The 13,296-nt window shown below is 71.4% G+C and carries 11 protein-coding genes and 1 pseudogene; 5 read left to right on the top strand and 7 right to left on the bottom strand.

Annotated elements, in window-relative coordinates:
* Positions 1 to 112: 112 nt before the first annotated feature.
* The 3 genes and pseudogenes from ACWD26_RS25770 to ACWD26_RS25780 all read left to right on the top strand — a co-directional run.
* A pseudogene (locus ACWD26_RS25770) lies at positions 113 to 394 on the top strand (acyl-CoA dehydrogenase family protein); the annotation flags it as partial.
* 85 nt (positions 395 to 479) lie between these two features.
* Positions 480 to 1,295, top strand: a complete 816-nt coding sequence (locus tag ACWD26_RS25775) for an acyl-CoA dehydrogenase family protein (protein WP_451273907.1) — start codon at positions 480 to 482, stop codon at positions 1,293 to 1,295.
* Positions 1,292 to 1,783, top strand: a complete 492-nt coding sequence (locus ACWD26_RS25780; RefSeq protein WP_451273909.1) for a flavin reductase family protein — start codon at positions 1,292 to 1,294, stop codon at positions 1,781 to 1,783. Before ACWD26_RS25775 ends, ACWD26_RS25780 begins: the two co-directional genes overlap by 4 nt.
* A gap of 297 nt (positions 1,784 to 2,080) precedes the next feature.
* Here ACWD26_RS25780 and ACWD26_RS25785 read toward each other — a convergent pair whose 3' ends face one another.
* The 6 genes from ACWD26_RS25785 to ACWD26_RS25810 form a co-directional block, all read right to left on the bottom strand.
* Positions 2,081 to 3,046 carry an electron transfer flavoprotein subunit alpha/FixB family protein gene (locus ACWD26_RS25785; protein ID WP_451273911.1) on the bottom strand — a complete coding sequence of 322 codons (966 nt, stop codon included), beginning with the start codon at positions 3,044 to 3,046 and terminating at the stop codon, positions 2,081 to 2,083.
* A 91-nt stretch (positions 3,047 to 3,137) separates the two neighbouring features.
* Positions 3,138 to 3,926 (bottom strand): electron transfer flavoprotein subunit beta/FixA family protein, encoded by a 789-nt coding sequence (locus tag ACWD26_RS25790; RefSeq protein WP_451273913.1) that lies wholly within the window; start codon positions 3,924 to 3,926, stop codon positions 3,138 to 3,140.
* A 26-nt stretch (positions 3,927 to 3,952) separates the two neighbouring features.
* Positions 3,953 to 5,131, bottom strand: coding sequence for an acyl-CoA dehydrogenase family protein (locus ACWD26_RS25795; RefSeq protein WP_451273915.1), 1,179 nt, complete (start codon positions 5,129 to 5,131; stop codon positions 3,953 to 3,955).
* 61 nt (positions 5,132 to 5,192) lie between these two features.
* Positions 5,193 to 6,437 (bottom strand): CaiB/BaiF CoA transferase family protein, encoded by a 1,245-nt coding sequence (locus ACWD26_RS25800; RefSeq protein WP_451273943.1) that lies wholly within the window; start codon positions 6,435 to 6,437, stop codon positions 5,193 to 5,195.
* 133 nt (positions 6,438 to 6,570) lie between these two features.
* Complete coding sequence (locus tag ACWD26_RS25805; protein ID WP_451273917.1) at positions 6,571 to 7,005, bottom strand: zinc ribbon domain-containing protein; 435 nt, start codon at positions 7,003 to 7,005, stop codon at positions 6,571 to 6,573.
* Positions 7,006 to 7,605: 600 nt separating this feature from the next.
* Positions 7,606 to 8,733 (bottom strand): hypothetical protein, encoded by a 1,128-nt coding sequence (locus ACWD26_RS25810; RefSeq protein WP_451273919.1) that lies wholly within the window; start codon positions 8,731 to 8,733, stop codon positions 7,606 to 7,608.
* Positions 8,734 to 9,039: 306 nt separating this feature from the next.
* Between ACWD26_RS25810 and ACWD26_RS25815 the strand changes: the two genes are divergently transcribed.
* Positions 9,040 to 9,480 carry a hypothetical protein gene (locus ACWD26_RS25815; protein ID WP_451273921.1) on the top strand — a complete coding sequence of 147 codons (441 nt, stop codon included), beginning with the start codon at positions 9,040 to 9,042 and terminating at the stop codon, positions 9,478 to 9,480.
* Between the two features lie 5 nt (positions 9,481 to 9,485).
* On the opposite strand, the gene ACWD26_RS25820 is transcribed toward ACWD26_RS25815, so the two are convergent.
* Complete coding sequence (locus ACWD26_RS25820) at positions 9,486 to 10,073, bottom strand: TetR/AcrR family transcriptional regulator (protein ID WP_451273923.1); 588 nt, start codon at positions 10,071 to 10,073, stop codon at positions 9,486 to 9,488.
* 913 nt (positions 10,074 to 10,986) lie between these two features.
* Here ACWD26_RS25820 and ACWD26_RS25825 point away from each other — a divergent pair.
* Positions 10,987 to 13,185 carry an MMPL family transporter gene (locus ACWD26_RS25825; protein ID WP_451273925.1) on the top strand — a complete coding sequence of 733 codons (2,199 nt, stop codon included), beginning with the start codon at positions 10,987 to 10,989 and terminating at the stop codon, positions 13,183 to 13,185.
* Positions 13,186 to 13,296 lie beyond the last annotated feature (111 nt).

Consider the following 13,296-nt stretch of genomic DNA (forward strand, 5'->3'; position numbering starts at 1 on the left):
CCGCCGTTCCCTCACCGGAGCGGCCGCCGCGCGCAAGCCGTGCGAGGCGTCCTCCCTCAGCCATGAAGCGGCCCAGACGCTCCCTGACCGCACACATTCCCAAGGATCGATCATGACGACATTGCTCGAACCGACCTCCTCCCACGACCGGGAAACCGATGACGGCGTGCTCGGCCGCGTCCGCGCACACCTGCCCGAGATCGCGGCGCGCTCCGCCGAGGCCGAGGCCGCCCGGGCCGTCCCCGCGGAGATCATCACCGCGTTGCGCGAGGCCGGGGTGTTCCGCATGGCCCTGCCCAGGGCCTGGGGCGGCGAGCAGATGGACCTGGTGGAGGCCGCTCGGGTGATCCGGGAGATCTCACGGGCCGACGGTTCGGCCGGCTGGACCGTCCAGGCGGCCTCGATGGCGTGGTTCTTCGTACGGTCGCTGCCCCGGGAGACGCTGGCGAACGAGGTCTTCGCCCCACGGCGCCGACCTGATGCTCCGTGGGGCGATCGCCCCGAAGGGGAAGGCGACGCCGGTGGAGGGCGGCTACCGGCTCAGTGGCCGCTGGCCCCTGGCCAGCGGCTCCTTCACCCCGGACTGGATGCTCGCGGGCTTCGTGGTCGAGGGTGCGTCCCCGCTGCCGGACGGCGGCCCGGACATGCGTGTCGCGCTGATCCGTCCCGAGCAGGTCACCTTCCTCGACACCTGGGACGCGGTGGGCCTGCGTGCCACGCAGAGCACCGACTTCACGATGGACGACGTCTTCGTGCCCGAGCGCCACACCGGGCCGCTGATGGGCCCCAACAACATCCCCGCCCCCTTCTACGACCTGCCGTACTCGCCGACCGGTGCCTCGCACGACGCCGTCATCCTCGGCTGTCTGCGGGGCGCGCTCGACGACCTCGCCGAGCTCGCCGCCACCAAACGGCCGGCGTTCAACCCGAGAGTGGTCATCGGTGAGGACCCGGTGTTCCAGGAGGACTTCGCCGAGCTGCACGTGCGCACGGCGGCGCTGACGGCCCTGTCGGAGAACACCGGCCGCATCGTGATGGACCGGATCCTCGCGGGCGAGCAGCCCACCTCCACCGAGTGGTTCACCTTCACGGGCGGCGTCGAGTACATCCACGACGAGGGCATCCGGATCCTCAACGAGATCATGACGCTGTCGGGCAGCTCGGGCCTCTACAGCTCCCATCCGATGCAGCGTCGCTGGCGCGACGTCCGCTGCGTCTCCCAGCACGTGGCCGGCAACAACGGCTCGATGCGGAGGCTGGGCGCGGTTCTGTCGGGGCAGGGGGACGCCCGATGAGCCCGCTGGACACGACGACGGATCCCCTCGAACTGCGCCGGGCCTTCGGCTGCTTCCCGTCCGGTGTGACAGCCCTGTGCGCACGGGGTTCCGGCTCGCCGGTGGGCATGGTCGCGAGCACCTTCACCCCGGTCTCGCTGTCACCCGCCCTGGTCTCGGTCTGCGTGCAGGACAGCTCGGCGACGTGGCCCAGGCTGCGCGAGCGGGACCGCCTGGGCGTGAGCGTGCTCACCGAGGGACAGGACGCCGTCTGCCGGTCGCTGGCCGGCAAGGACGGGGACCGGTTCGCGAGCGTGGAGTGGGAAGCCGCTGAGAACGGCAGCGTGTACATCCACGGGGCCAGCCTCTGGCTGGACTGCTCGGTGTACGCCGAGCTTCCCGGGGGCGACCATACGATCGTCCTGCTGGAGGTCCACGGCCTGAGGGCCGAACCCGACCGGGCGCCGCTGGTGTTCCACGGCAGCCGGTTCCGGCGCCTGGCCGCCTGACGGACCGACGGCGGACGCGGCAACTCCCGGGCGAAGTCCTACGAGAGCTGTCGCGCCCGCTTCGTCTCTCGTGGACGACGACCGCGTGCCACAGCCAGCTGCGGCGGCCCTCCAGCACACCGGTGCCCTTCGCATGGGTCCAGCGCACACCAGTGCCGCCGCTCCCACGGCCGCCGCCCCGACCGCCTACAACTCCGGCCCCGAACCACATGGTCCGGGGCCGGGTCACCGAACGGGTCGCCGGGGCGACCACCGCCCAGCCGAACACCGCTGCCTCGCAGCAGACCCTCGGCCGCGTCAGCCGACCGCGCGGCGGGCGGCCACTTCCCGCGTGAGCTCGGGAGCCACCGCGAACAGATCACCCACCACGCCGTAGTCGGCGAGGTCGAGGATCGGCGCCTCCGGGTCCTTGTTGACCGCGACGATCGTCTTGGAGGTCTGCATCCCGGCAAGGTGCTGAATGGCTCCGGAGATCCCCAGGGCGATGTACAGCTGCGGGGAGACGGACTTGCCGGTCTGCCCCACCTGGAACTGGTGGGGGTAGTAACCGGCGTCGACGGCGGCACGCGAGGCACCCACCGCGCCTCCCAGGGCGTCGGCCAGCTCCTCCACCACCTTGAAACCGTCCGCCGCTCCGACCCCGCGGCCTCCGGAGACGACGACGGCCGCCTCGGTGAGCCCGGGCCGGTCACCCGCGGGCGCCGCGCGCCGGGCGGTGATACGGGCGGATGCCGAGGGGTCCGTCGCAGGCGGCGTGAGTGTCCGCTCCACGGCCTCCCCAGGATGGTCCTCCGGCTCGAAGGCTCCCGGGCGCACCGTGATCACCGGTATGCCGTGGGTGACCCGGGAGCGCACGGTGTACGACCCTCCGAAGACGATCTGGGTGACCACGCCGGAGGAGTCCAGGTCGACGGCGTCGATCAGCAGCCCGGCGTCCAGCCGCGCGGCGAGACGCGCGGCCACCTCCCTGCCGTCCGTCGTCGCGGAGGCCAGAACCGCGGCGGGAGCGGATTCCCGGACCGCGAATTCCAGGGCGTCGACGGCGGGCGTGACGAGAAACTCGCCCGCGTCGGGGGATTCGGCCGCGTGGACGCCGGTGGCTCCGTGGCGGGCGAGGGACTCCTTCAGGCGCGCCGCGGTGCCGGGGGTTCCCACGACGACGGCGGCCGGGTCACCCAGTCGCCGTGCGGCAGCCAGGAGTTCGTACGTGGACTTGTGGACACCTTCCCCGTCGTGGTCGACGAGGACGAGGACATCGGGCATGGGTGCCTGCTTCTCGGTCGTGCCGCTCGGCCGTGCTTGTCGGCCGTGCTGCTCGGTCGTGCTGCTCGGTCGTGCGACGGGCCGGGGCGGTTCAGACGAGCTTCCGCGCGATCAGGTGCTCGACAAGCCGCCGTCCGGCCGAGCCGTCGTCCGTGTCACGGATGCCGGCCGCCCGCGGCGGACGCGGGACGGCCTCCACCACACGGGTGCGGGACACGAGGAACCCGGCGTCGCCGGCGTCGGGGAACAGATCGTCGAGGTCGACGGTCTTCACCGGCTTCTTCTTCGCGGCCATGATCCCTTTGAACGAGGGGTAGCGCGGGTCGTTGATCTTCTCGGTGACGCTGACCAGCGCGGGCAGCGGTGCTTCGAGCGTCGCCTCGCCGTTCTCGGTCTGGCGCTCCGCGCGGACCCGTCCCGCGTCCACGGTCAGCTCCCGCGCGTGCGTCAGCTGCGGCAGGCCGAGCAGGTCCGCGACGACGGCGGGGACGGCGCTCGCCTGTCCGTCGGTGGTGGCGTCGCCCGCCAGTACGAGGTCGATGTCCCCCGCCGTCCGTACGGCGGCTGCCAGCACCTTCCCGGTGGTCACCACGTCGGCGCCGTGGAGCCTGTCGTCGCGGACGTGGATTGCGCGGTCGGCGCCCACCGCGAGGACTTTGCGGATGGCCTCGAGTGCGGAGTCGGGCCCCATGGACACGACGGTGACGGTGACCTCGGCGTCCACCGACTCCTTCAGCCGCAGCGCCTCTTCCGCGGCACGCTCGTTGATCTCGTCCAGGACGAGGTCGGCGTCCTCGCGGTCGAGGGTGTGGTCGTCCGTGGACAGGGTGCGTTCGGCACCGCTGTCCGGGACCTGCTTGACCAGTACGACGATATTCACGGTCGTCTTCCTTCGGCCGTCAGTGGTCAGCGGAACGCCGGGTGGCCAGTGAGCGCCTGACCCACGACGAGGGTGTGCATCTCGCTGGTGCCTTCGTAGGTGAGGACGGACTCCAGGTTGTTGGCGTGGCGCAACGGCGAGTACTCCAGGGAGATGCCGTTGGCACCGAGGATCGTGCGGCACTCCCGCGCGATGGCGATCGCCTCGCGGACGTTGTTGAGCTTGCCGACGCTGATCTGTTCGGGCCGGATACGGTGCTGGTCCTTGAGCCGGCCCAGGTGGACGGCGAGCAGCGCGGCGTTGCCGACGGACACACTCATGTCGGCCAGCTTCTTCTGGGTGAGCTGGAAGGCGCTGATCGGCTTGTCGAACTGCACGCGGGAGTCGGCGTACTCGATGGCCGCCTGGATGCAGTCGCGGGCCGCGCCGACCGCGCCGAACAGGATGCCGAAGCGGGCCTCGTTCAGGCAGGACAACGGCCCGCGCAGGCCCTGGGCGTGCGGCAGTCGGGCGGCGTCGGGAAGCCGCACGTTGTCGAAGTACAGCTCGGAGGTGATGGACGCGCGCAGCGACATCTTCTGCTTGATGTCCTGCGTGGTGAAGCCGGGCGTCCCGCGCGGCACGAGGAAACCGCGGACGCCGTCCTCGGTCTGCGCCCAGACGGTGGCCACGTCGGCGATGCCGCCGTTGGTGATCCACATCTTGGAACCGTTGAGGATCCAGTCGGCGCCGTCGCGGACCGCCCTGGTGCGCATCCCGGAGGGGTTGCTGCCGAAGTCGGGTTCGGTCAGGCCGAAGCAGCCGATCGCCTCACCGGCGGCGAGGCGGGGAAGCCACTCCTGCTTCTGCTCCTCCGAGCCCCACTTCCAGATGGAGAACATCGACAGCGAGCCCTGCACGGAGACGAAGCTGCGGAAGCCGGAGTCCGCGGCCTCCAACTCCAGGCAGGCGAGGCCGTAGCTGACGGCGTTCGTGCCCGCGCAGCCGTAACCCTCCAGGTGCATGCCGAGCACACCCAACTTGCCGAGTTCCGGGGCGAGTTCACGGGCGAAGTGTGCGTTCTCGAACCACTCGCCGATGTGCGGGCGCACCCGGTCGGCGAGGAACTTGGCGACGGTGGCCTGGATCTCGCGTTCCTCGTCGGTGAGGGTGGAGGGGAGATCGAGCAGGTCGAGGGGGTCCTTCATCGGCTTGGCGCCGCTCATCGTGAGCTCCTGAGGTGGGTGGTGATCGGTTCGGTGGTGGTGTCCGCGCCGGGAAGAAGGGTCAGCCGACCGCTTGATCCGGTGCGGGCGCGTGTGCGGGTGCAGGTTCGGGTGCTGGTGCCGGTGCGGATGCGGGTGCGTGGCCGTGGCCGTGGCCGTGGCCGGAAGGGCCGTGCAGGATCTCCGCGGAGTGCTGGCCCAGGCGGGGCGGTGGCAGGCGGTACCGCGCGGGTGTGCCGCTCAGCGCGATGGGGTTCGCGACCTGGCGGGAGGGTGTGCCCTCCGCTCCGTCGGCGGACGCGGGGGGAATCTCGACGATGCCGGGAAGGCCGAGCTTCCGGGCGAAGTCGAATGCCTCGTCAAGGGTGTTGACCGGCCCGGCGGGCACCCCCGCGGCCAGCAGGACGGCCGACCAGTGGTCCGCGCCCGCGGCGCCCAGGCGCCGCGTCAGGATGTCCCGCAGTTCGGTGCGGTGGGCGACCCGGTCGGCATTGGTGCGGAAGCGGTCGTCGAGCGCGAGACCGGGTTCCCCGACGAGTTCGGCGAGCGACGCGAACTGCCGGTCGTTGCCCACCGCGACGGCGATCGGACGATCGGCGGCCGGGAAGGTCTCGTACGGGGCGATACTCGGATGGGCGTTGCCCATACGGCCCGGGACCACACCGGCGACGGCGAACGCCGACGCCTGGTTGACCAGGGCCGACAGCAGCGAGCTGAGCAGGTTCACCTCCACCAGCTGCCCCTCCCCGGTGGCGTCCCGGTGCCGGAGGGCCGCGAGGATGCCCAGGGAGGCGTGCAGGCCGGTGATCACATCGACCAGGGCCACGCCCGCCTTCACCGGCTCCCCGGCCGCGTCCCCGGTCACGCTCATCAGACCGCCGACGGCCTGCACCAGCAGGTCGTATCCGGGGATCGTCGCGCCCTCGCCACCGCCGAAACCGCTGATCGAGCAGTAGACCAACTCCGGTTGTCGGGCCCGTAGTTCACGGGGGCTCAGCCCGAGCCGTTCCATCGTGCCGGGTCGGAAGTTCTCCACGACCACGTCGGACTCGGCGATCAGGGCGCGGGCCTGTTCACGGCCGGCGTCGGTCGTCAGGTCCAGGACCACGGACCTCTTGTTCCGGTTGACGCCGAGAAAATAGGTCGACGTGCCGTCGTGGTCCGCCGGCGGGTGCCAGGCCCGGGTGTCGTCCCCGATGCCCGGCCGTTCGACCTTCACCACGTCCGCCCCGAGGTCGGCGAGGAGCATGGTCGCGTAGGGCCCCGCGAGAACCCGGGAGAAGTCGGCGATGCGCAGACCCTCCAGGGCGCCGCGCCCCGCTCCTCCTCCTTCTCCGAGAACGCCGACCCGTCCGTCCGGCGCGTTCTGCTGGGTGCTCACGCACCCTCCTCTCTTGTCGTCCGTCCTTCGCCCACGTCCCTCGTCCAGGCCGTTCCCGTCACCATCGGCGCTCCGAAGTCGGCGGGCGGGTGGGTTCGACGACGGGAAGTCCCCGCCCGAGGGGAGCGACGGCCCGTACGACACTTACCCTCGATCCGACCGCGACCGGCGCCGTCTCGGTGGCCCGGCAGACCAGGTTGAAGCCCTCGTTCATCGCGACGAACCACGTGTGCTGCGGCACCTGGCCGTGCCGGCGAACGACGACCCCGTCACCCGCGCTGCGTTCGCGTCGAAACGCCACGGATCCGCAGGCCCGGCAGAACGAGCGGCGGTAGGCCGGAGTGCCGCACCAGAGGCAGCGCTGGAAGAACAGCTCACCGTGCTCCGCCGGTGCTTCGGGCGGGGCGGGCGCGGCGGGCACGGTCGTGGCGGCGGCAGCCGCCTCGTGGGCTCGCCCGAACTCGGTGTCTTCACGGATGTCTGTCTGGAGCATCACGGCCTCCTTCGCGCAGTTCGGTGACCCGAAACGGGAGATCGGAATCCGATCCGGCTCCACCACCCTGGCCCTGCCACGGACAACCGGTCAACGACGTGTTGACGCATCTTTGTGCGCGGGAAGCGTTCGATTCACCGAGGTCAGAGCCGCCTTCCAGGCGCTACTCTCGGACCGGCCCCGAGAACCGGAACGGCCGGCTGTGGGAGAGGTTGCTCTTCCGCGCCACGACGGGAACCATCAGGTGCCCCCTGCTCAAGGGCCCTCGGGAGACTCGTCGCCGCAGAGGGAGAACGGCACTCCGCGATCAGCCGCGCCGGCACCGAACCACTCGGCGCCCGGGGCGAAGCCGCGGGTCAGTGGGCCCTTGCGTGCCCGGACTCAGACTCGCCCAGCACGGCCCGCACCGCTTCCCCGGCCGCCACGAGGGAGTCGACCTCCCGGTGTACCGGGAGGTGCCCGGCGTCCGCACGCACAGCGACGTGCTCGAGTTCCTGTACCCGGGACCGCATCGCCGCCTCCCGGGCCTCCGGTTCCCCGATCGAGGAGCCGCACCCCCGTGGACGACCGATGAGCCCGAATCTTCCGCTGATACGCGCCCTACGAGCGGGTGGCCGTGGCGCAGCTGTCGTCCGTGATCCCCACGCCGTCGCTCTTGTCGACCGGCTTGCTGCGGTCGTACGGATCGACGTGGCGGTCCCCGTCGGCGGACTGCTCTTCGGCCGTGCCGAAGGGCGGGGTGAAGTAGCCGGTGGAGGCGGAGCAGCCCCCGTTGGTCACTTCGAGCGCGTACGAGACGAGGGACATCGTGCCCGGCTCGGTGATGACCTTGGCCGGGTCGTCCCAGCTCATCACCACCTCACGCCGCACGATCGTCCGGACGACCTCGCCGTCGCCCGCGGCCGCTGTCTCTGCCGGGGTGAGCGGGTAGACGAAGGTGACGTCCGCCGTCACCTCGACCGCCCCCCGTTCCCCCTCCCGGTACGAGAGCCGGCCGCGCGTCTTGACGACGTCACCGACCAGCCGGGCCTGGTCGGGCTGGAAGCGGCTGAAGAGCAGGAGCGGGTCCGTCTCGGGAGTGGGAGCCTTCGCCGACAGCGCGGTACGGAGATACTCCTGCACGTCCTTCTGGTGCGGGTTCAGCACCGCGATCGCCTTCGAGGGCCGCTCCCCGCGCAGCACGCGGGAGTCCAGCCCCGCGGCCACCAGGAACTCCTTGCTCTGCTTCAGCGCCCGTTCGACCTGGGCGGCGTCCATCCAGCCGGTCGTCCGGGCCGCCGGCACTGTGATCCCGGCCGCTCCGTCGGCCCAGCGAGCGGCGGGCGAACCGCGGAACGGCTCGGCGAGCGTGGGCCGCAGATCCGGCTCGGTGCCGGGCGCCTCCTGCGGGCTCTCCACCTCGGCGGCCAGCGGTGCTCTGTCCTGCCCGCCGCCGTCGCCCCCGAACCAGCCAACGATCTGCTGCGGGAACAGCGCCGCCGCCAGCAGGGCCACGGCCGCCCCGAACCCGGTTACGTACCAGCCGCTCCTGCGCCGGGTCTTGGCCGGCGCGTACGTCCGCCAGCCCTCCGGCTGCCCCGGGCTCTCCCGCAACCGCCGCTCCACGGACCGGGCACGCGCTGACGGTTCCACCGGGGCTCCGGCCGCACCCTCCACCGACTCCCGCAGGAACCGGTCCCACTCGTCTTCGGACGCCGACGAACCGTCCTGCGGCCCCGCCCCGCTCACACCGCACTCCGTTCCCGGTCCGATTCCCCGACACCCCGGCCGCGCAGCCCACAGCAGCTGATCGAGATCGCCCCTATGCTCGCATGAACATGCCACCAGCACCACGATGGTTGCGCCCAGGCCGGCCAACGCATCGACGAACTCCGCGACGAAGTCGTCACGGCGCAAACCCCCTTCATTGACAACGCCACGCACTCGTGGCCAGGGCGATCTCGTCGTGCGTGAGGTGCACGGACGGCTCGAATCGGAGGGTGTTCGTGGCGCTCGCGGTGGTGAAGATGCGGATCCCGGCTGGACGCGGCCGACGTGGACGCGGTCGAGGCACACGGCACCGGCACCGGCACCGGCATCCGACTGGGCGACGCCATCGAGGCGCAGATGCGGCAGCCGGTCGGCCTCGTGGACGCGGTCCGCACCCTCGCCGAGCTGCAGGTGACCACCGCCCTGGAGCTGGGCCCGACCGTGGACGCGGAGGTGCTGCAGACCCTCGTGAACGGGGACACGGCCATGCTGATCGTCGAGTGGTCGATGGGGTCCAAGGACGCCGACGGCAAGCCGGAGCACCGGCCGGGCGCGACAGGCGTCCGGGCCCCGTGGGCTCAACGGCGCCGGTCGACGAGGGCGTTGCGGCGGTCGGGGCCGCCCCGAAGGACTGGCGGTAGCCCGTGGGCGTCACCCGACGTGCAGGGTGTCCGGCCCATCCATGACGCCGGAGTTGAGCCGCGGTGCGGCGTCGCTGATCGGTAGCGACCTCAGGTCATGGCCAGGACGGCCGAGACCAAGGCCCGCAGGCAGACGCGCTCGGCTTCCTCGTCCGGCAGGGAGCGGTGCTGCATCGTCAGTCCGTCGAAGCCGGCCAGGAAGAACCTCGCGATCGCCTCAGCGGGCCGGCCGAGCTGGTGACCGGTGCGTTGGGCGGCCTGGTCGACCAGCATCGTGGTCACCGCCAGGACCTCGCTGTGGTGGCTCTGAAGAGCCTCCTTCAGGTGTGGCGTACGCAGGGCGAACATGCTCAGCTCGGTGAGCAGTTGGTGCGAGGCGGGCTGTTCGAGCACGGTACGCCAGAGCGCTTCGGCGAACGTGACGATGGTTTCCTCGAAGCTCGCGTCCGTGGGCGCGGCCCGTGTCACCTGGCCGATCAGATCGTGCGTGAGCTGTTCCATGACGGCCCGGTACAGCTCCTCCTTCGTGCCGAAGGTGTAGTGCACGGTCGCCTGTGCCACGCCGAGTTCGGCAGCGATGGCGCGGGTGCTGCCGGCGGCGACGCCCTCCCTGGCCATGAGGCCGATGGCCGCCTTGATCAGTTGCGGGCGGCGCTCCGCCGCGGATACATGAGCCATGGCGCGATCCTATCCGACTCAGTCTATCGAACAGGTCGCTCGACAAAAACCGGTGCACGATGATGGCCGCTCCGGGGCGGCGGCCGGTCGGACGGGCGGACCGGCCGCCGGCCCGGGAGCATTCGCCGCCTGTCAGAGGGCGGCCCTCGACGCCTCGGAACGGAGCAGGGTGTTGAGGTTGGTCATGGAGGTGTGCAGGCGGAGTTCAGGAACAGGTTGATCATGTCGACGGCGTGGCTGGTGATCTCGGCCTGGCGCAGCCACGTCTCGTACGTCATGCCGTCCAGTTCACGGGCGTTCGGGGTCTACCACGGTGCCGCCGGATCCACCTTGGCCGCGGCCTGACCGATGCGGGCCAGCGCGATACCCATGTCCGGCACCGCGAACAGGGTCCGGCGGGGGTGTGCCCGGTGAACCGCTTGACCTTGCCGTCGTTCACGTAGACGGCCTCACCGGGGACGGCGGCCTGGTAAGTGTCCGGCCAGTCCCGCACCGATCACCACCACATCCTCCCTGCGGGCCTGGCGTGACGTGGCGATGTCCGTGTTCCGCGTACTGCTCATGATCACTCCTCGTCGTGGGGGTGGCCCCGGCGCCGCGGAAGTCCTCCGCGGTCCGCAGGGAAAGCGGCGCAGGCCCTGACCTGGCCCTTTCCGGGCGCGGTGCGCTCCGGCGACCATCACCATACAGGCGACACGATCGAATGACAATGTCATACGTTCAAGTTGGATGATTTGGTCGCTCGACTTGAGCAGCTGATAAAGTCAGGGCTCGAAGCAGTCGGGATGCCGCTCACGGCACCGGGTTGCCTCATGCCCGTAGCCGCTCGACGGCGCGGGCCGACCCGTCCCGCCGTTCGTCCCACGTCCGCGTCGAGACGCCACAAGTCCCCCACCGACCCTGGGAGTTCGCCATGGCAGTCCTGCTCCATCGGCTGGGCCGCAGCGCCTACCGTCATCGCAAGCTGGTGCTCGGCATCTGGCTCATGGTCCTTGCCGCGCTCATCACGTGCGCCGGCGTCTTCGGCGGCAAGCTCGACGACCGCTTCACCGTGCCGGGGACCGAGTCACAGCGCGCGCTGGACACGCTCGGCAAGACGCTGCCCGAAGCCTCCGGGGTGGACGCCCAGATCGTCTTCACCGCACCCGAGGGCCGCCGCGTCACCGACGCCCGCTTCACCGCGGCCATCGCCGGAGCCGAGGCGGCGGCCTCGAAGGCGCCCCAGGTCAGTGCCGTCATGGGCCCGGGCGTCACCGGCGCCGTCTCGGCCGACCGGAGCACGGCGATCGTGCAGGTGCAGTACTCGGTGCAGCGGGCCGAGGTACGCGCCTCCTCCCTGGACGCCATAGAACAGGCCGCCGACGCGGCCGAGAAGAACGGGCTGAAGACCTCCGTCGGCGGCAGTGTCTACGGCAGCAACGGCGTCCACATCGGCCCGTCCGAGATCATCGGTGTCGCCGTCGCCGTGCTCGTCCTCGTCGTCACCTTCGGCTCCCTGCTCGCCGCGGGCATGTCGCTGCTGCCCGCCCTGCTCGGTGTGGCGGTGGGACTCGCCGGCCTGCTCGCCCTCGCTCCGGCGGTCAGCATCTCCTCCACGGCCGTCACCCTCGCGCTGATGCTGGGGCTGGCCGTGGGCATCGACTATGTCCTGTTCATCCTCTCCCGCCACCGCCAGCAGCTCGCCCGCGGCACCGAGCCGCTGGAGTCCGTGGCGCTGGCCAACGGCACGGCCGGCAGCGCCGTCGTCTTCGCCGGCAGCACCGTGATCATCGCCCTTGCCGCCCTGAGCGTCATCGGCATCCCGTTCCTGACCGTGATGGGCCTCGGTGCCGCCGGAGCCGTCCTCGTCGCCGTCCTGGCCGCGATCACCCTGGTCCCGGCCCTCGCCGGCTTCGCCGGCACCCGGCTGGCCCCGAAGCCCGGTAGCAAGGCGGCCCGGCAGGCCACCGACCCGGACGGAACCGCCGGGAAAACCACCCTGGGCGCCCGCTGGGTGAAGTTCGTCGTCGCCAAGCCCCTGCTCACCGTCCTGGCCGTCGCGGGCCTCCTCCTCTCACTCGCCCTCCCGGCCGCCGACCTGCGCCTGGCCCTGCCGGACAACGCGTCGGCCCCGGTCGGCTCCACCGAGCGCGAGGCCTACGACACGGTCGGCGACAAGTTCGGCCCCGGCTTCAACGGCCCGCTGCTGGTCCTGACCGAGACCAAGGGCCGACCCGGGGCGCAGGCGGGCGCGGAGGCCGCGCGCGAGCTGCGGGATCTCAAGGGTGTCAAGGCGGTGCTGCCACCGGTCCCCACGCGCGACTCCGCGCAGACCGTCATCCAGGTCATCCCCGAGACCGGCCCCGACAGCGTCCGCACCGACCGGCTCGTCCGCGACATCCGTGCCGCGGCCCCGGAACTGCGCGAGACCACCGGAGCGAAGGTCTCCGTCACCGGCACCACCGCCGTCAACATCGACGTCTCCAACCGCCTCAGCGACTCCCTGCTGCCGTTCATGGCGATCGTCGTCGGCCTGAGCCTCATCCTGCTGACCATGGTGTTCCGCTCGCTGGTCGTCCCCCTCAAGGCCGCCGTCGGATTCCTGCTCTCGGTCGCCGCCTCGCTCGGCATGGTCGTCGCCCTCTTCCAGTGGGGCTGGCTGGCCGACGTCCTCGGCCTCGCCCACACGGGCCCCGTCGTCAGCTTCCTGCCGATCATCCTGATCGGCGTGCTCTTCGGACTCGCCATGGACTACGAGGTGTTCCTCGTCTCCGGGATGCGCGAGGAATGGGTCCACACCGGGGTGGCCCGCCGCTCGGTGACCGACGGCGCGCGGCACAGCGTCCGGGTCGTCACCGCGGCCGCCCTGATCATGTTCACCGTCTTCGCCGGCTTCTTCCCCCTCGACGACGCCCTGATCAAGCCCATCGCCTTCGCGCTCGCCGTCGGCGTGGCCATCGACACCTTCGCCGTCCGCCTGACCCTCGTCCCGGCAGTCCTCGCCCTCGCCGGACGCCACGCCTGGTGGCTCCCCGCCTGGCTCGATCGCGTCCTGCCCGACCTCGACGTCGAGGGCACCCGCCTCCAGAAGGCCCCGGAGGCGGAGCACAAGGAGCCCGCGCGAGTCTCCTGAACCGGCTGCGCGCGGCGGCGGATCCGCCGCCGCGCGCGGGGCCCAGGCCCGGGGGGGGCGTCACCACCCCGCCACGGCCCCCGCCAGCCCCAAGGCGGCTACACAACCCGG

This window comes from Streptomyces sp. NPDC002787 (assembly GCF_053592095.1).